The sequence below is a fragment of the Terrimicrobium sacchariphilum genome, assembly GCF_001613545.1.
Classification (GTDB): domain Bacteria; phylum Verrucomicrobiota; class Verrucomicrobiia; order Chthoniobacterales; family Terrimicrobiaceae; genus Terrimicrobium; species Terrimicrobium sacchariphilum.
In genome coordinates this window covers 2097399-2114890 of record NZ_BDCO01000002.1, presented here as the reverse complement: position 1 = coordinate 2114890, position 17492 = coordinate 2097399, and the positions used below count along the sequence as shown (strand labels likewise).

Sequence of the window (17492 nt, the reverse complement as noted above, 5' to 3'; positions counted from 1 at the left end):
GCCTCAACATAGCGGCAGTCACCGACGCGGCTAGCCGAAATCTCAGGCTTCGAACTTCGACTCGAGCACCTCGTTTTCCACGGCAGGAGCCCGGCGGACAGGCATGCCCACGATCTTGCCATCCGGCGGATCGTCGTCGTGGTTCTCAGCGGTGATGGAGGTGTAGCTCAGGCAGCTAATCTCATCGAGGGAGGTATTGCCATTGAGGACCTGCACGAGCCCCTCCTGATACAGGGTCAGCATCCCCTGCCGGAAGGCAAGACGGCGCATCTGACTCTGAGGAGCATTACGGGAGATCAGATCGCCCAGCGCATGGTCGACAGCCACGAGTTCCATCAAAGCCAGACGTCCGCTGTACCCGCTCTCATTGCACTCGGGGCAACCGTTCTTCGAATAGATCGAAGTCACCTCGGGTTTGATCGGGACCATGTTGGCGTCAAAAATCGCCTGGATCTCCGGAGTGATCGGAGTCGGTCTTTTGCAGAAAGTGCATAGACGACGCACGAGACGCTGGGCCTGGGTAAGGGCGAGTGAATCTGCCAGCAAATAAGCAGGCACTCCCATGGAAATAAGCCGGCTCACGGCGCGCAGGCAGTCATTGGCGTGCAGTGTGGTCAGCACGAGGTGACCTGTGAGAGCGGCATTGATTGCTGCCATCGCCGTTTCGTTATCACGACACTCACCGATAAGAATCACGTCGGGATCGGCACGCATCAGACGTCGCAGGCCTTCCGCGAAATCCAGATTATGGATCGGGTCGGTCTGCGTCTGGTTCATGCCTTCGATCTCGTACTCGATCGGGTCCTCCACTGTGTGGATGTTGATATTCTCGCTATTAATGCTGTTGAGCAGAGCGTAGAGCGTAGTCGTCTTGCCGCTGCCGGTCGGGCCGGTGATGAGGATGAGCCCCTGGTCGCGGCCCATCGCGTCAGTCAGCAGCTTCGTCTGCCGTGGCGAGAGCTTGAGCTCGGAGAGCTTCTTCAGGCCCCCATCCTTGTCGAGAAAGCGGATCGTGATTTTCTGGAGATCCTTGCGGCAGGGAATAGCCGACACACGGCAATCCACGCGCTTTTTACCCAGGATGAGCGAGAACCGGGCGTCCTGCGCATCCTGGCGGCGCTGGCCCATGTTGGCGTAGTTTTTGATGAGGCTGATGAAACGGGCCAGCATCTCCTCGGGACAGGAGTGAATGACCTTCATCTCGCCATCGATACGCGCACGGAATCGGGCTGTGTTGAAATACTTCTCGATATGCAGATCGCTCGCGCGTCCCGTGATCGCGCGGTACAGCACCCAATGGACGACCTGCTCAGAGGTCACATTGATGCTCGAGGGATTGATGCGTTGCACCTCCTGCAAGTCGATCTCGACGATGTTTGCGACGTCCGAGTACGTGAGATCCCCGGAAATCTCGACCGCACCAGATGCCGCCACCCGACCGCGCTCCTTGGCGATGATCGCCATGATCGTGTCGCGATCCGCATAGATCGTCCGAAAATCGATCGCCTCATTCCCGCTGGAGAGCCACTCGTCCTCAAAGGCGAAATTGTTTTTCTCTGCCGAGAGCAGATAGACCACCTTGCTCCCGCAATACATCGGATAAACCGCATGCTTCTCGAGAAGGTTCTCGGAGAACATCGTCTGGGAAGGTGCATACTCCGGGTTGAAGCACGGCTCACCTGTCGCAAGATGATGCACCGTACAGGCATAATGCCGGGGCAATCCCTTCAGGGCCGAGTAGTCATGGTGCGCTCCCTCGGCGAGGGAACGGCGTTCCTGCTCAAGCTTTGCCCGGACCTCGACATCATCGAGCGGAAACTCCCGGAGCATCCATCCGAGCACCTCGGAGTATCCCTGATCAGGCTGAAGAGGTTCGGAAAACCGGATGCGATTGGTGTTTTCCAGTGGACTCGTCGCCACCCGGTCAAACACATCCCGACGCAAGGTATCGTATTTAGCCTTGGGAATCAGCACCGGCACGAGCAACTCGGCGGGAATCTTCCAAAATTCCGAGCAGGCCGGATTGTAATGCGCACAAATCAAAAGAGGGCCGACAGTACCCAGCGGCAACCACGGCTCCGAATCATCGGTCGCCACCGCAAGCCGCCGGAACAACGCCTCAGCCTGAGTCGAGCAAGCCGTGCGGTTCGGGTCGAGCGGCAAAATCTGGAAAAGAGAGGCCAGCCACTCGAGTGCCTGCTCGGGCGGGACGCCATTTCGCTGAGCGAGTACGACGTGGAGCTCCTCTCCTGGAGACACGGACTCATCGACCTCGTAGCCACAGCTACGAAGCGCGTCCTGCAAAAATCTCCAGTCGTTTTCTTTCACCAGGGTGCTCCTACGGGTCTATAGCCATTGGGGAACGAGGCTCCGCCGCCCGCCATCTCTCCGAGACGCATCAGATTGATACCGTCACCTGTTGCATTTGGATTCACCATCTCGAACATTCGGCCATTCCAGATGGCCCGATAATCTTGGGGATCGCTCGAGCGGACAAAATCAAACATCGGATTGAGATACGGCGAACCGGGCGCTTGTCGCGACACGGCACTGTCTCTATACTGTAACGACAGGAAAATTGCAAGCTCATCGTCCGTTCCCTCCTCGGGGGCTAACACCAACTCCCAGTTGGCTTGATTGAAACTCTGAACGGCTGCGTTGAGCGAGCGCATGTTCTTTTCCGCCACCGCCGCTTTCGACTGCGTCGCCACTCCGCCAATGATCGGAATGCAAACTGCAGCCAGGACGCCGATGGCTCCGATGACGATTATTACTTCCGTTAGGGAAAAACCCGATCGCCCCTTCTTCCCCCAAGGTGCAACGGGATGAAGAGCAGCCATCATATCTGACTCCTAATAGGCGATAGCCGCGTTGCCCGGGCCTTTTAGCGTCGCCTTGGAAAGCGGCACCAACGTGGCTGGGAAGGTAACGGTATAACCCAGCGGCATGTAGTTATCCAAGGTATCGGGAGCAAAGGCCAGATACGGCGCGAGCTGGATGTACCGCTGGTCATCCGTGGTTGCACCGGTCCAGTTTGCGGTCGCAGCAGACTGTCCGGCTGCCTGCACATAGGTTGCCATCGCCATGTTCAGGCTCTCGGCTCGTGCCATGGCGAGATTCTTTTCGCTGTCCTCCTTGATACGAATCAGATTGGGGATGGCAAGGAATGTAATGATCCCGATGATGGCGACAGCAGCCAGCACCTCGACGAGCGAAAACCCGCGATGACGGATCTGGAAATTCATTGGGAGGAATAGGTGGAGAGCTGAACGCTCGGGTAGCCATTGGCTGGCCAGGTGGAGAAGCTCAAGGCATTCCCCTGCATGATCATGGAATCACTGCGGATGTAATTGCCGACAGCAGTCAGGTTTCCCCGGGTCGAGCTATCGAGATAGTCCTGAATGAGCGCGAGCTTCTGCGCTCCCGTCGCGGCGGCGTTATAATTCGACCGCGCGACCTGGAGGCTCCTGGTTCCGCTGGACTCTGCCGCGACCCAGGCATTAAGCGCCTCCTGCACCACTACCGCCTGTTGACGAGCCAACACCGCGTGGGTATCCCGCGCGGTGTTGGTTATCGAGGCCACAATCAGCGCCGCCATGATTCCAATGACGGCGATGACGACAAGGAGTTCGATCAGGGTGAATGCCGTATTCCCACTACGAGTATCATGTCGATCGGGAAACATCATTCAACCGTTACCTAAGGGAGTTCCTAGTTGGACTTTGGCGAGGTGGAATACGAAGGCAGGCCATTGCCACCATAAGTGAGGTATTTGTCGGCTGCAGTAACCTCAGCGGCCGAAAGGGGCGAAATACCAAAATTCAGTCCGTTCGTGCTGACGCCGGCAACCAGACTATCAACTACACCCTGAGTGGTTGTCCACTGGTTCGTTATTCCAGCCGCTCTGGCCGCGGAAGCCACGGACGCAATATTTTGCGCGTTTCGCTGGTCTTTGGCGGACGTAGCCGACGAAGTGATATTTGCGATATTCGGGATTGCAATAGCTGCAATGATCGCGATCACTGCAACAACCACGAGAAGTTCCACAAGGCTGAAGCCCTGAGCCGACGAGAGATGCTTGGATTTCATAGCATCCCTATCATGGCAAGAAGTTCGCACTTTCGCTACAGCAGGAAACCCGCAATTCCTCTTAGGAATTCCCTGTAGGGATTCACGCAACAGTTGCATCACGCTTCGATGATTTTATTGCGGATGGCGTACCGAACCAGCTCACTGATCGAGTGAAGCCCCAGCTTCCGCATCACCGCGGCCCGATGTGTTTCCGCTGTTTTGACGCTGATCCCCAAGACCGCAGCAACCTCCTTGTTACTCTTGCCCTCCGCGAGGAGCTGAATGATCTCCCGCTCGCGGGAACTCGGCTTGGGCTGAGTACTTTCTGGCGTGTGCGGCAAATCCTTGTGCAAAAAGCTCTCAAAGATGACCTCCGAGAGCTTGGAGCTGAAATAGCGCGAACCCGACGCGACTGTACGGATCGCCGTGATGAGGTGCCTGCCAGCGTCGGACTTGAGCAGGTAGCCGTGAGCCCCGGCATTAAAAACCTCCAGCACCAACTGCTCCGCATCGTGCATGGTAAACATGAGCACTCGCGTCCTCGGCGACTGCCTCAAAATCTGTCGTGTCGCCTCGATTCCGTTCAAACCCGGCATGCTGATATCCAGCACAACCACATCGGGAGTCGTCTGCGTAACGATATCGACGGCATCCCTACCGATGGTAGCCTCGCCGCATAGCTCCATGTCCGGTTCGCTCTCGATCAGATTGCGGACCCCTTGGCGGACGATTTCATGGTCGTCTGCGATGACGATCCTAATCGGCAGTTGGTCGGACATGGTTGGAATCAAGCCCCAGAGTAGCGGTTACGACAACCCCAAATGATGAACTGGCCACATCCAGCGAGCCCCCGAGATTGGACAACCTCTCCCTCATTCCCGCCAAGCCGACCCCGCCGCCCATGCCCCCGGCCTCGAGTACTTCAGGATCGGGGAAGCCCCTTCCATTGTCTCGGATTTCCAGCGAGACCTCATTTTCCGTATGGTGCAGCGTGATCCAGACATCGTCCGCCCGGGAGTGCCGGTACACATTGGTCATCGCCTCCTGTACCACCCGGAAAAGCGGCATCTCAATCTCAGCCGCGAGACGAGGAAACAGCGGATCAACCTCGAGGTGCACGGCCATTCCCGTGCGCTTGGCGAATCCATCGACAAACCACTTCACAGCAAAGGCCAACCCAACCTCGTCGATGAGCGGTGGATGGAGCAAATAGGAGATATTTCTCAATTCCTTTGAGCACTCCTGCACGATCTCCCGGGTTTCCTTGATGATCCGGGTGGCTCGACCGTTTTTCGGCTGAATAATCGGCTCCAGCAGGCTGATATTCATTTCGAGCGCCGAGAGATTCTGAGCCGTGGAGTCATGCAACTCCCGAGCAATGCGTCGTCGCTCCTCATCCTGCAATCGCAGGAGCTTGGCGGAGAGAAGCCGCATCTGGTGTTCTCCCTCCACCCGTTCACTGATGTTGCGGAAATTCAGCTGGATGTAGTTGCGATCACCCACCAGATAACTGGAGCATCGCACCTCAGCATGAAGCGATGTCCCGTCCACACGATCCAGGCGACATTCCCGTTTACTGCCGCCGTAGACCTCCTTTGACGGCTGAGCCGACGCGTCACGGATAAGCGGCATGCACGGAGCAAAGATCGGAAGTTCCTGCAATCTCTTGCCCAGCACATCACTACCCGCCAGGAATAGCATGCGACAGAGACTCGTATTGATGTCGGTTACAAACATCGTTCCGACGTCGATCAACAGAATGCCGTCGGAGGAAGTCTCAAAGAGACGTCGAAACCTCCGCTCCGTTTCCAGAGCCTGTTTCTGCGCAAGAACCTGAGTGGTTACGTCAGAGGCCACCCACTGGCCGCCGCGGGAGCGCCCGTGATCGTCAAACCCCCGCCTGAGCGTAGTTCGCAACCACATGGAGTTCCTTCCATCAGGAAAGGAAAACTCCACCGTTTGGATCACCATCGGCCTGTCCTTGGAGAGACTCCCAAAAGCACGCCTCAGTTCACCAGCCACATCGTCGGGCAAGACCTCAAGCAGAACTGTATCCGCAATGGTCGCCCTGCCGTTCAGCAGATACCGACAGAAAACCTCATTGCCGAAAGTAAGGGTGAAATTCTCGTCAAATCGACAAATCAACTCCGCCTGATCTTCCACGATGGCGCGATACTGATCCTGAGAGTGTTCCAGCTTGGAGGCGAGATCCTCAATGCTTCTGGCCAGCGTGCCCAATTCATCATCGCCCTTAAACTCGAGTCGCACAGGCAAGCGCCCGGAGCGTTTTTCAAGTTCCAGCTTTCGAGTCAGGTCACTGATTCTCGCCAAGATGGTGCGATCCAGCAATATCCACACAAGAACCACCAGCGCGCTTCCCGCCAGAGAGATCCCGATCAAAAATACACTGCTGGCGTGCAGCCCCTCCTGCCGTAAAGGACGACCTTGCGAGACCTTGATGTAGCCAAGAGGCGTACCGTCAATACCTCTCAGCAAACGGATACCAGTGATTCTGTCACTGTTTTCCACATTGATAACGACATCCTGCTTATTGAAAAGATCGACGATATTTTCAGGAGAAATCACACCAGCTGTAGGTTCACCAAACGATCCAAAGCCGATCTCGGCAGAGAACATCTGTTCAATAAACGTCCAAGCGTCCTTGTCGAAAATTCGCCCAACGACAACTTTATTGGGCGCGCCATCCAACTTGAGGAAGCTCACACTGCAAAGCATATTGGAGATCACGACAAAGCCCGAGGAACACCCAGGCTTTCCATCCTTCGCTACACGGGACATCACCCCCCCGATTTGGGCATCCAACTTTTTCCGGATATTTTCATTACGGTAAAAAGCCCGACGCATCCTGCCGTCCTCGCCTACCACCGCGAAGAAATCTGCACGCAAATCTTCCAATGATCGCGTGACCTCTTCTTCTTTCAAATTCCTTGCTAATGAGCCTAGTGCAATATTTCGAAAAAATGGAATTTGTTCCCAATTGCTCAGCACCCCTTCCATTGCAGCGTCCTCCCTCCCCAGCAATAGAGCGACACGCTGCATTGTCGCTTTAAGCTCCCGGCTCTCAGTCTGACTAAATTCCCGGAGGATAATTAACTGTGTCAGCGCGGCTACTGCTCCCAGCAGCAATAGGGACGCCAACAAAAAAATAGCGAGCGCTCGGGAATATACTGTGCCCGGCCTGAGCTTCATCAGCGACTGACTTCAGCTGTAGGAACAGGCGCACCCGGCTTTTTCGGCAAGAGAACCTGACTCAGGTTGAAAATTGGACCGTAAATAGCGTAAATTAAAAAACCCACAACCACAGCCAGGAATACGATCATGAAAGGCTCCATGATCTTGTCGAGCTGGCCTGCAATGATATCAAGCTCCTCTTCATAATCTGCCGCGATTTCATCCAGCAACTCGTTCACTCCGCCTGTCTCACCGGCCATTTGAACTACACCGGCAATCATTCGTCCATCGGGGCCGAGTAAATGTGATTCCATAAGGAATCCTTCAGGCAGGGACATTCCTTCGATGATATGATCCCTCACCCGCAAAAAAAACTGTTCGAACTCCACATGGTTCGCACTCCTCGCGGAGATTTCAAGCGCAGTGCTGATTCGGACATTGGCATGCAGCAGCATGGACAAGCACCGAAAACTCACCATCGCGGCCGATTTTCGGATTATGTTCCCGACCGTGGGCACTCTGGTGAGAGTCAATTGAACTCGAGGAATTCGATATATCTTCGGCCAATATTTAAACAAGGCCCCCAAGCCAATGATTGGAATCAATACAAAGTAGGGCTGTTTGATCAACGTTTGAGAAAACGCCATCATCATGCGGGTAGCCACCGGCAGAGTCACATGCATCGCGCCGTAGAGCTTTGAAATTGCTGGCACGAGGGTAAAACTCATGACAATTACAACAGCAATGGCGAGCACCAGAACGATGGCCGGATAAACTAATCCAGCCCTCAGTTTCTTCAAAACACGTTGAGTCTTGTCATTTGAGCGTGCGACTTGCCGGAAAACTTCGTGAACCTGGCCCGACTCCTCACCGGCCCGTATCAACGCGACGATGTCCTCGGTAAAAAGGTCGGGATGCATGCCGAAGCAATCACTCAACTTCTCTCCCTCAAGCACTTTCTGAGCGATGTCCGCCACCGCTCCCCGGTACCTGGGTGTGGACAGGCGGCCCGAGATCAACTCCAGACTCTTGACGGTCGAGATATTCCGTTCCAGGCATCGAGCCAGACCGCCGAAGAGAGTCACCATCTCCTCCTTGCCGGGAGCCTTGGTGGTGCCGCGATGCACGGCTTCGTCAACACCCACAATATCCGTGACCACCGCGGTCTCGTTCGGCGCTTTTCCAGCGCCTAGGATCGCCTTTTGATCATCGTCGGTATCGACGATGACCGGGAAAGAACGAGCAGTGTTGATATTGGTAAGGACGACCTTCTTGAGCATGGCTATCGGATGCTGGGCCGCACGACTGTTATCGTATTTATCTGATTCGCGCCAGCAGTCGCTGAGGTGATCGCGGATCCGGATGTGAAGACCATCTCCAATGTCGCCGTCTCCACGGTGCCGAGGTTGGAAATTGTCAGGGAATTCGTGGTAAAGTTCATGCTCTGGACGCTGGATTCCGGAGGCAGCAGCGCGATTACCTCGTCCGGCGTAAAACCCAACCGGTAAAGCCTGGCCGCCTGCTCTTGATAGTTGAAGGCGCGAGAAACGGTCGCATTTCCTTCCTCAAAGGCCGTCATGGTGACCGCCAGGGCAGCAGCCGCGCCGATCGCTACGACCAGGATTCCCGCCGCAACGAGCGTCTCAACGAGCGTATATCCCTTGGTTTTCATTGGCGATAAACCTCCAGCCAGGCATTGCGATCCGCAAACGACTCAAGGTTTCCCCAGGCGGCGGCTTCCCGCTGAATCGTAACCGAGCCGCCCCCTGAGATCTGAAAGCCCCGGTTTGTGCGAAAGCCTCCTGTCACGGTCAGGCTGTGTCCGGCGAGGCTGAATGTCAGGGGGCAACTCTCAATCGAGCCTGCCAGGCGCCAGGAAGCATTGGCGCCGGAAAGCGAAACGGTGGCACTGCCATCAAGTTTTTTCAAACCGAGGTACACCCGGCGAGTATTGTTTCCTGAAAGGACAATGGATGTCGCGGCTCCAGCCGATGGCACGGTCTGGACGTAAACGATACGGGCCATGGGATAGCTTTCCCCTGTCACCCCATTCTCAACACCGATCAGGGTCAGCCTAGTCATGTTGCCCGAGATACTGTAATTTCCCGAAATCTGGCCCAGGTCGATCGTGACCCCTCCCGTGCCATCCGTAGTGGCTCCTCCCATCGTCTGGGCAATCTGGGGGTCCACCAACACCGGTGAAGAACCGACGAGCCGGGTTGCTAGTGAGTTGATACCGCCCGAGGGGCTCACCACATTCAGAGTGCCATCATAATACCCGCTCCCCGATGTCACCGGTATGAAGGGAAAATCCAGCTGAACCAAGGGTCCATCGGGGCCGTTGATGGTCGCCAATCCCGCCACCGTCGCAGCTTGGAAGGTCTTGGCTGTCAGCCCAAAGGAACCGGCCTGCCAGGCAACAAAATTCGCCGCTCCCATGACGACCCCACCCAGAAAAACGTTACTCCCCACAGGAGAAACCACCCCGCTTCTCTGCATCGTCAACAAGTCGCCGGCAAATATCGGGCTCCGCGATTTGGCATAAAACGCCCAGGCATTCATCCCCTCCCCGTCCGAAAGCTGCCCGGAGAGAACCGTCTGAAATCCGATACCCAGACCTGGCGAAAAGTGATTCACCTGGCCGTAGCTGGTACCGCCACTTACTCCATGCTGAACGGTGGTGGAGTTTAGCGGCGTCAGGATCTGCGCGGAGGCATCCAAGGAAAACTCCCCCCAGCCGTCCAAAGCATCAAAGTCGATCTCAGGCATCGCCTGATACGAATATGGCAATACATTCTCCAGCAGGTATTCCGTCGCGAGAGCGCGGCTGTTTTCGAGGACGACGCGCCGTTTGATTGCTGGCTTAACCGCCTCCTCGACGTACCGGACCCTGCTGCCGAGGAGAGAAATCCATGAGGCGAGCATCACCGCGCCCACCATGCAAATCAGGAGAGCGTATACCAGCACCGAGCCGGCTATGTATTTCCGCTTACGTCTCATAAGGCGGGAAACATCGGCACAACCATAAAGAGCGATGTCCGGCTGCCCATCTGACCATATGCAGAGCGCGGATCACCGCTCCCGTAGGACGGATTGGAGTCGTTAGCCAATACCGGCGTTGCCGGATCAGGCCACCAGAGAAAGTAAAATGGCTTTTCGGGAGCTACCTTGAACAGGTCGTAAGCCGTATCGCTCGGAGCCAGGCGACGACTTAACTCAAAATGGACTGCCGTTACGGGAAAGTCCGCAGGATCGCTCTCCGGGTAAAAGATATCGTAGTAGTCGGTCGGAGCCCGGTTTTGGTTGCTGTAGTTATCATACCGCCGGACAGACACGTAGGTGCCGCCTGGCGTCCCCACCGTGGCGATCATGTCGAGTTCATACACGGCGCGAACGCTCAGCGTCGTCTCGGAGGTCGATGGCTGGAGGATAAATATCGAGAGGTTTGTTCGCCCTGCAGCGCCTCGATATCCAAAAAAGAACCCGGCATCGGCCACGCCATTGCGTTCGAGAAAAACTCGGAAATCCTCCGGCGTCCCCAAGGTCCTCGCGTCAAGATTGGGATAAATCGTCTGATCGATATTGATCGACGTTGGGCGAACGATCGAATCTCTTCCCGTCCTTGCAAGGCAGTAAACCGCCGTCGCATGGGAAATATCTTGATAGAAGGTCTCCCGCAACAACTCAGCCTGTGCGACCCGACCGTAGTTGGGAGCCACCCAGGTCTGCAAATCCGTTCCGCTCAGGCCGTATAGGGCAAAGAGTGCACCACTTGGCAGCTGTATTTTTGTGTACTGCCCATAGCGGTTCGCGTTTTGCGAAACCGCGCGAAACGCGATGACTGCCACGGTCAAGACGCAGACCGCGATGGCGGCAGCCATCAGCAGTTCCGAGAAGCTAAACCCCCGGATCGCCCGGCGCTTGTCACCTCGCGTAGCAAACTGCCGTCTATTGCTTGTTCGGAGCAGAGTCATTCCTCTTAAACACGCCTCCGAGAGCGGACTCCTGCTTGGTTTCATCCTTTGCGGCGGTGGCAGAGCTGCCACCGAGCTTGTAGCGCACAGAGGGCGTCATATCCACCTGGAGGCGAATCTTCCGGTTGTTCGCCGTTCCATCAGAATCGACAAATGCCAGCATCACCTCCTTGGGAGTCACCGAAATCACGCGAATCTGCTCAGTCTGCCCGGAGATCAAGGCCGGCAGCAACTCATTCTCCTGGATGGCAATCGAGCCAAGGAGCACCTTTACTCCGCCACGAGCTTCCACCACACCCGCCAGCGGCAATTCGCTGATCGCATCTCGCAGTCTGCTCTCCTCGTTTTCCACGGGCACCTTGGCCTGCTCAACGGTTTTCTTGGGGGGCTTTTTCCCAAAAGGATTGCGCTCACTGGACGATACTGTCAGCGAGGCTTTTTGCTGGGGCAAAAGCCCGATCTCCTGACCGTGCACCACGACTCCGGCTGCCAGAAAAACACAAATCAAAAGGCGCTTTTTCATCGGGTACTGGATATTGGCTGCTCCAGGATGGCATCAATCTTGAGGTCGCTCTCTCCGGTTCCCGGAGCGATACGAAGACTCGAAATGCGAAGGGTGGGCAACTCTGTTTCAATCGCTCCGAACCAATTGAGGAGCCGCGCGTAGTTGTCTTCGAACGACAGATGCGCCCGCATCACATACGGGAGCGACTTGTTGTTTTTGATCGAGGCAACCTCATAGCGCTGCGAAAGGCTCACCAGGTTGTCCTGCTTGATGCGAAGGGAGATACGCAACTCGGCGTTCTGAGACGAGTCCGTCTGCGCGAAATAGGGCTGCCACGTATTGAGAAAATCGATGAGATTTCTGGAGCTTTTCTTCAACTCCTCAAGCTGGCGCTGCTCACCCATCAGCTGGATCGACGCCAAATCCGCCGCCTGGGTTGCACTTGCCGCTTCTCCCTGCATCTTAACCATCCGGCTGTTCATCCAGCTCGTCACCTGGAGCAATCCCAGGAGCATGATCAGCACGATCACGCAGGCAATTTGCTTGTTGTTCATTTGGCGGCAGGTTCCGGAGGTTGAGGGCGGGAGGCATCCTGCCAGAGCAAGGTGGCTTTGTAGTCGATTTCCTGCCCGTTCACGGTCTGTTGAGGAGAGTAGGTGCGGTAACGCTGAGAGGAGATTTTCTCGAGCGTATTGTCGAGTTGCCGGGTGGAGTCGCTATTGAGCCGCATCGAGAGTTTGATCTGATTCGGGGAATCCTCATCACGCTCCATGCGCAGTTCCACCATGGTCGAGTCTGCCGCTACGCTACGGGCTATCTCGACGACAAGCGGCTGAAGGGGCCGCGTGGTATCCACCCAGGAAAGAATGTCGGAGGCTTTTTTCGCCTCGCCTTCGAGATCCCGTCGCTCAGTCTGCGCCTTTTTGAGCGCTGCGTCGTAATCCGACTTGCGCTTGATCGCTGCCTCCTTGCGCTGCACCTCCTGGCTGAGCCGGAGAAAGAAGATGCCGTTGAGGCCGATCGATGCGGCTATCGTCAAATAAAACAACATTGGCAGCAAACGAAAGATCGGCGGCAGCGGCGGGCTTACCCCTTTGCGCTCCGTCTTCAGGTCATCGATCGATTTGGCGAGGATTTGCATTAGTACTGGGCGATCAGACTCCAGAGCAGATCGGGTTGGGAGAGATCCGTGATTTTATGGCCCGTGAACAGTTCCTGCAATGCTTCCGCCAGCCCCTCATAGGGTTGATCACAGATCAGGACGATCTCACTCTCCGGAGCGACGCGCTGCTTGAAAGGCGTCACCAGATCGATCACCGGATCGAGAGTATCCTCGTAGACATCCGTGCGTGAGCGAAGCTCCAGCCAGCGGTCCTGGTCCTGCACGAGAGCACAGACCGCCCCCATACAGCAGACAACATAGAAACAGGTCGCCGTCTTTTCCCCGCTCCGCGTCGAGTTGGTCGCCGAGAGGGCGTGACGGAGAAGCACGTAAGAGCCGCAACAGACCCGCCCAATACTGAGCCCGGCCTCCTTCAGCATACCTTCGAGTTTTTTGATATAGTCCTCGTCGGTGGAAAGCAGGATGCTGGCATTTGTCTCCGGGTTGTGCGTCACCGCATACCGTTTCCCTCGCTCATAGCGCGCACCGAGCACATTACGAGGGGTGGTCTTGATTACGTCCTCGCTGCCCGGTCGTCGGGAAAGGTTGGTCTCCAGGCTGATCACATAGCGGGTGTTCAGCGATACCGCACACCAGCCATCGTCAGCCAGATCCTTGATTTGGATCGAGGCCTGATTGATCAACTCCTTCAGCTCGCCCCGGATCAACCCGCCCTCGGTGAAGCGACCATTTTTCAGCACTCCCCGCCAGCCGAGAGAAGCCTTTCCCACCCCCACCAGCACCGTGCGGTGGGTCGGAAAACGACGACGCCAGCTGGCCGACGGATCATCCGGCTCCGGACGGAAGGCTGCAAAATTCAATACCGAAACAACATCCTTCAACGTCATGGCGCTACCTCCACCTGTTTCTCCAGATACTCTTCAATCTCCTCCCAGGAGTTTCCGGTCTTCGACACGCCGGAGCTACTGCGATAGCCCTCATCCGCGCGGACCTGGATGCTTTTCTCAAAATTGAACATTCCGCGCTTCCAGCCCGTTTCGAGCTCCTGGTCGATCTTCTTGAAATCGCCCCGCCTGATGATGTTGACGACGCCATCGTATTGCAGCATCACCTCATGAATCGGGAAGCGCTTGCCCAGTCCCTCGTCCAGCAGCAATCGCTGGCACATCACGAGCCGCAGCGTATCGGCCAGCGTCTCTTGAGAGCTTTCCAGCCGATCCGAGGAAATAAGCTTCAAAAATCGCTGTACCGTCTGGGAGGCAGAAGATGTGTGCAGGGTGGCTACAACCACGTGACCAGTCTCCGCCGCCTGCAATGCAATCTCCGCCGTCTCGCCGTCTCGAATCTCACCCACGATAATCACGTCGGGGGCCTGGCGGAGAGCCGCCCTCAACGCCAACGAGAAATCAATCTCGTCCGATCCCATCTCACGTTGGGAAACCAGCGACGGAAGACCATCCGGATAGACAAACTCGATCGGATCCTCAAAGGAAATGACATGTTCACGCCGCCGTTTCGCCCGGTGCAACACCATGGAGGCAATCGTAGTCGATTTACCACTGCCGGTAGCTCCGCAGATCAGGAACAGTCCATTCTTGGCCTCCAGAAAAGCCTTGATGGCTGGCGTGGGCACACGAATGGCTTCCGGCTCGGGGATCTTGCTCGGCAGGAGACGGAGTACCCAACGCAAGCGCCCGCGCGTCACCATCTGGTTGACACGGAAGCGGTAGTCAAAGAGATCCATTGCGCTATCGTCGCAACCCGGCTCCAGATGCTCGGGCACCGCCATCTCGAAGACGATATCGTCGTAGATTAACTGCCCGTTGTACTTGTAGCTCATGCGCTCAAACGGGGTCAGGTAAAAGTCACTGACCGACGCAGAGGTAGCCAACTCCTTGATGCGCTGGGCAACAGGAGAATCTGGAGGAAGATCAAGGAGTCGCATTGGAGGTTCAGGCTGCAGGCAGGCCATCTGCCAGAAGCATCGCAGTTAACTACCGATTACAGGCGGAACAGTAAAGGCTACACCATTGCCATTAATCCGCAGATATTTGGCCACCACGCTACCCGTAAACGTCCCATCGAGCCCGACGTTGTTCTTGGGAGCGACCACCCTTGCATACGCCTGACCATTGCTATTCACCTGAAAGTCTCCCGAGTACATATTCAGTTGCAGCCATTCGGGATGCGCTGAATTTCCCATGATCGAGCCGCCGTTGATGAAAAGATTTCCGCTCATCGTCAAAATTACCGGGCCGACCACTTTGAGCTGACTGCCGCTATTGAGACTCAGGCTCTGAAAGCTATAGACCTGCGGCGTCGTCGAGTTAGGGTCCCCGATGACAAATGAAGTTCCAGAGCTGGCATTCAGACTTCCGTAGCTCCCAGGAGCCAGTTTCACATCCCCCGCTCCATTATTCAGATTGACATTAGCCGTGATTGCGGGATTGACCGCCGTTGTTTGCGGGCTGTTGATGTTGACACCATTGGAATTCGTGGGCGACGGGGGTTTGGAGACAGTCGGAAACTCGGGGGGAGTGCTCCGTCGATAGACTTTTCCCTGCACCACTGCATTGTTGTTAAAGCGGACTGTGTAATTGGTCGGATAGATGCTCCCGTTAAGGTCCACGATCTTGCGGGTGTCCGTCGCAGGAATCACCTGGGTGCCGTCGGCATTGTACTGATTGCCGACGATTACACCGCCATTTTGAAGATCGATTACCGGTGTACCCGGGAAATAGATATTCCCCTGCTGGATCTGAGCCCCGCTGTTGAAGTTGATATTGCTGGGCATCGACCCATTCTGATCCGAGTAAATAAGCGATCCCACAAAGACACCGTTGACATCAGCGCTTCCGACGAGGGCGCCTTCCGGAATGCCGGACGAGGCCTCCGTATAAACCACCGAAATCACGCTGCTCGGCGTAAACCAGCTTTCATAACCCGAGGGACCATAAACTCGCGCCTTCACTGCCAGAGCTCCCGTACCTCCGGACTCTGGAGTAAAAGTGCCACTCGTTCCGCCTCCCAGAGGCAGCAACGTCGCCGCTACACTGGTAGGTCTGCCATTTGATCCTACCCCGGGATCTGAACCATCCTGAGTGTAGTAAATCTGAAACCCTGCCGGAAGCGTGCCCGAGGCAGTGACCGTGACCGCCACCAAGGCAGAGCGCTCGCCTGAGGTCGGGCTGATCGATGGCATCGCCAGCGCGGTCGGAGATTTCCCCACGGAGATCGTCTGCACTGAGCTATCCGCATAGTAGTCCGTGCGAACCGCCTTCGCCGCAGCACTGACAGTCAAAGACGATGCCGTGCCCCAGTTGGATAGCGACAGATCAATAGCCGCAGTAGTCGCACTCCCGCTTGAGACTCCAGTGGTCAAGGGCGTCGCGGAACCCACACTCGTATAGATCACATAATAAGACGTCCCTTGATAGGCTGAGGAGATCCCGGATGTCGTGACCGTCGCCGTCGCGACCGGGGCCGCTACCGAGGCGCTTCCGTACATGGCTCCGCCAGCCTGCTGATAGGTCAGGCTCGTCGGACCGCTCAGGGATACCTGGAGGGTCTTTACCAGATTGTCGTAGGTCGCATTGACCATCGAGCTATCCGAATATGCGGCGGAGTTGGATTTCACCCATGCCGTCACCTGGGTGTCTGGATGGAACGAGGGCAGAGTCCCCCCAGTATATTCCTGAGGTGCCCCTCCTGCGACCTGATAATAAACCTTGGACGGAACCAGGTTGGGATTGCTCAACGTCAGGTCTGCCATGGGAAACAAACTCAGATCATAAGAGCCGCCTCCGCGACTAAAGCTCGGAGGATCCAGTTGCGACAGATTGCTCGCGGATGGTGTTGCAGAAGGTCCCGCCGCGGCCCCGGTTGTCGGTGTGGCGCCCAATTCTGCCGCTGCTGGCTGGGAATCGGAGACACCCCAGACCCAGTGAGGATTCGACTCAGCCAGGGAGACAGCTTCCATTGTTTGCTGCCTTACCTCTGGAGCTGGGGTGGACGCCCCTGCCGCCGCTTTGCTTTCATCGATGGAAAACTCCCGTATTCCCTGCCCTGTCGCGACTACGGCAAACTTTCCCGCCTCCCCAGCACCCGCCGCAGGCACCCAGACCGCGCGCAGTTCGCTGCCTGAAGCCTGATCCGACGATTGGACGGAAGGCGTCAATCGGGGATCAACAAAGCTGCCTGACAGCCCGATGGCCACAGCCGCAGACGCACCTGTCGCCCGGCTCTGCAGCTTGGTGAGAACCTGCTGAGCAGTGGCATTTGCCGGGATGGTCCCACCATTGGCAACATACAGCTGCACCGCCGTATTAAGATTCGTAACGTCGGAGCGGAGCTTGTTTTCTCGCGCCGTCTCTTTCGTGGTGGTCGCGACATAATAGCCCGCTGAAGTCAAAACAGAGATCACCGCTATGGCCAAAAGGATTTCGACCAGGGTGAACGCCCAGACGCACGGCGCAGATTTCACCGACTTCACGCAACAACAATGATCATTCCCTCTGCCAGATGCCAGCAAAAAACTCCATGAAAGCACTTTGGGCAGAAAGCAATTTATGCAACTGAATGCGTAAATTCTCTGAACTTTTGGGCTATCCCAATGCACTTTGGGCTG

The 17492-nt window shown here is 56.3% G+C and carries 17 protein-coding genes; all 17 read right to left on the bottom strand.

What is annotated here, in order from left to right; all coding sequences use genetic code 11:
* Positions 1–42: 42 nt before the first annotated feature.
* Positions 43–2328 carry a GspE/PulE family protein gene (locus TSACC_RS09955; RefSeq protein WP_075079158.1) on the bottom strand — a complete coding sequence of 762 codons (2286 nt, stop codon included), beginning with the start codon at positions 2326–2328 and terminating at the stop codon, positions 43–45.
* A complete protein-coding gene (locus TSACC_RS09950) occupies positions 2325–2843 on the bottom strand; it encodes a type II secretion system protein (protein ID WP_075079157.1) in 519 nt (172 codons plus the stop codon). The genes TSACC_RS09955 and TSACC_RS09950 overlap by 4 nt, the downstream gene beginning before the upstream one ends.
* Before the next feature lie 9 nt (positions 2844–2852).
* On the bottom strand, positions 2853–3245 hold the full coding sequence (locus TSACC_RS09945) for a type II secretion system protein (RefSeq protein ID WP_075079156.1): 393 nt from the start codon (positions 3243–3245) through the stop codon (positions 2853–2855).
* Positions 3242–3688 carry a type II secretion system protein gene (locus TSACC_RS09940; protein WP_075079155.1) on the bottom strand — a complete coding sequence of 149 codons (447 nt, stop codon included), beginning with the start codon at positions 3686–3688 and terminating at the stop codon, positions 3242–3244. Before TSACC_RS09940 ends, TSACC_RS09945 begins: the two co-directional genes overlap by 4 nt.
* A 23-nt stretch (positions 3689–3711) precedes the next feature.
* Positions 3712–4089, bottom strand: coding sequence for a prepilin-type N-terminal cleavage/methylation domain-containing protein (locus TSACC_RS09935; protein ID WP_075079154.1), 378 nt, complete (start codon positions 4087–4089; stop codon positions 3712–3714).
* A 98-nt stretch (positions 4090–4187) separates the two neighbouring features.
* On the bottom strand, positions 4188–4850 hold the full coding sequence (locus TSACC_RS09930) for a response regulator (RefSeq protein WP_075079153.1): 663 nt from the start codon (positions 4848–4850) through the stop codon (positions 4188–4190).
* A complete protein-coding gene (locus TSACC_RS09925; protein ID WP_075079152.1) occupies positions 4828–7281 on the bottom strand; it encodes a PAS domain S-box protein in 2454 nt (817 codons plus the stop codon). The genes TSACC_RS09930 and TSACC_RS09925 overlap by 23 nt, the downstream gene beginning before the upstream one ends.
* The gene (locus tag TSACC_RS09920) at positions 7281–8543 is read right to left on the bottom strand and encodes a type II secretion system F family protein (protein ID WP_075079151.1); all 1263 of its coding nucleotides are present in this window, start codon (positions 8541–8543) and stop codon (positions 7281–7283) included. Before TSACC_RS09920 ends, TSACC_RS09925 begins: the two co-directional genes overlap by 1 nt.
* A 2-nt stretch (positions 8544–8545) precedes the next feature.
* The gene (locus tag TSACC_RS09915) at positions 8546–8935 is read right to left on the bottom strand and encodes a prepilin-type N-terminal cleavage/methylation domain-containing protein (protein WP_075079150.1); all 390 of its coding nucleotides are present in this window, start codon (positions 8933–8935) and stop codon (positions 8546–8548) included.
* Positions 8932–10263: a hypothetical protein gene (locus TSACC_RS09910; protein WP_153811377.1), complete on the bottom strand. Its 1332-nt coding sequence runs from the start codon at positions 10261–10263 to the stop codon at positions 8932–8934. The genes TSACC_RS09915 and TSACC_RS09910 overlap by 4 nt, the downstream gene beginning before the upstream one ends.
* A complete protein-coding gene (locus tag TSACC_RS09905) occupies positions 10260–11237 on the bottom strand; it encodes a pilus assembly FimT family protein (RefSeq protein WP_153811376.1) in 978 nt (325 codons plus the stop codon). Before TSACC_RS09905 ends, TSACC_RS09910 begins: the two co-directional genes overlap by 4 nt.
* Complete coding sequence (locus tag TSACC_RS09900; RefSeq protein ID WP_075079147.1) at positions 11212–11760, bottom strand: hypothetical protein; 549 nt, start codon at positions 11758–11760, stop codon at positions 11212–11214. The genes TSACC_RS09905 and TSACC_RS09900 overlap by 26 nt, the downstream gene beginning before the upstream one ends.
* On the bottom strand, positions 11757–12296 hold the full coding sequence (locus tag TSACC_RS09895) for a hypothetical protein (protein ID WP_075079146.1): 540 nt from the start codon (positions 12294–12296) through the stop codon (positions 11757–11759). The genes TSACC_RS09900 and TSACC_RS09895 overlap by 4 nt, the downstream gene beginning before the upstream one ends.
* Positions 12293–12883: a hypothetical protein gene (locus TSACC_RS09890; protein WP_075079145.1), complete on the bottom strand. Its 591-nt coding sequence runs from the start codon at positions 12881–12883 to the stop codon at positions 12293–12295. Before TSACC_RS09890 ends, TSACC_RS09895 begins: the two co-directional genes overlap by 4 nt.
* Complete coding sequence (locus TSACC_RS09885; RefSeq protein WP_075079144.1) at positions 12883–13752, bottom strand: hypothetical protein; 870 nt, start codon at positions 13750–13752, stop codon at positions 12883–12885. Before TSACC_RS09885 ends, TSACC_RS09890 begins: the two co-directional genes overlap by 1 nt.
* Positions 13749–14810 (bottom strand): type IV pilus twitching motility protein PilT, encoded by a 1062-nt coding sequence (locus TSACC_RS09880; RefSeq protein ID WP_075079143.1) that lies wholly within the window; start codon positions 14808–14810, stop codon positions 13749–13751. The genes TSACC_RS09885 and TSACC_RS09880 overlap by 4 nt, the downstream gene beginning before the upstream one ends.
* A gap of 45 nt (positions 14811–14855) precedes the next feature.
* Complete coding sequence (locus tag TSACC_RS09875) at positions 14856–17348, bottom strand: type II secretion system protein (RefSeq protein WP_237763936.1); 2493 nt, start codon at positions 17346–17348, stop codon at positions 14856–14858.
* Positions 17349–17492 lie beyond the last annotated feature (144 nt).

Coding starts and splice junctions, on each gene's coding strand:
- TSACC_RS09950 (WP_075079157.1), bottom strand. CDS start 2,843: ATGATGGCTGCTCTTCATCCCGTTGCACCTTGGGGGAAGAAGGGGCGA.
- TSACC_RS09945 (WP_075079156.1), bottom strand. CDS start 3,245: ATGAATTTCCAGATCCGTCATCGCGGGTTTTCGCTCGTCGAGGTGCTG.
- TSACC_RS09940 (WP_075079155.1), bottom strand. CDS start 3,688: ATGATGTTTCCCGATCGACATGATACTCGTAGTGGGAATACGGCATTC.
- TSACC_RS09935 (WP_075079154.1), bottom strand. CDS start 4,089: ATGAAATCCAAGCATCTCTCGTCGGCTCAGGGCTTCAGCCTTGTGGAA.
- TSACC_RS09930 (WP_075079153.1), bottom strand. CDS start 4,850: ATGTCCGACCAACTGCCGATTAGGATCGTCATCGCAGACGACCATGAA.
- TSACC_RS09925 (WP_075079152.1), bottom strand. CDS start 7,281: ATGAAGCTCAGGCCGGGCACAGTATATTCCCGAGCGCTCGCTATTTTT.
- TSACC_RS09920 (WP_075079151.1), bottom strand. CDS start 8,543: ATGCTCAAGAAGGTCGTCCTTACCAATATCAACACTGCTCGTTCTTTC.
- TSACC_RS09915 (WP_075079150.1), bottom strand. CDS start 8,935: ATGAAAACCAAGGGATATACGCTCGTTGAGACGCTCGTTGCGGCGGGA.
- TSACC_RS09910 (WP_153811377.1), bottom strand. CDS start 10,263: ATGAGACGTAAGCGGAAATACATAGCCGGCTCGGTGCTGGTATACGCT.
- TSACC_RS09905 (WP_153811376.1), bottom strand. CDS start 11,237: ATGACTCTGCTCCGAACAAGCAATAGACGGCAGTTTGCTACGCGAGGT.
- TSACC_RS09900 (WP_075079147.1), bottom strand. CDS start 11,760: ATGAAAAAGCGCCTTTTGATTTGTGTTTTTCTGGCAGCCGGAGTCGTG.
- TSACC_RS09895 (WP_075079146.1), bottom strand. CDS start 12,296: ATGAACAACAAGCAAATTGCCTGCGTGATCGTGCTGATCATGCTCCTG.
- TSACC_RS09890 (WP_075079145.1), bottom strand. CDS start 12,883: ATGCAAATCCTCGCCAAATCGATCGATGACCTGAAGACGGAGCGCAAA.
- TSACC_RS09885 (WP_075079144.1), bottom strand. CDS start 13,752: ATGACGTTGAAGGATGTTGTTTCGGTATTGAATTTTGCAGCCTTCCGT.
- TSACC_RS09880 (WP_075079143.1), bottom strand. CDS start 14,810: ATGCGACTCCTTGATCTTCCTCCAGATTCTCCTGTTGCCCAGCGCATC.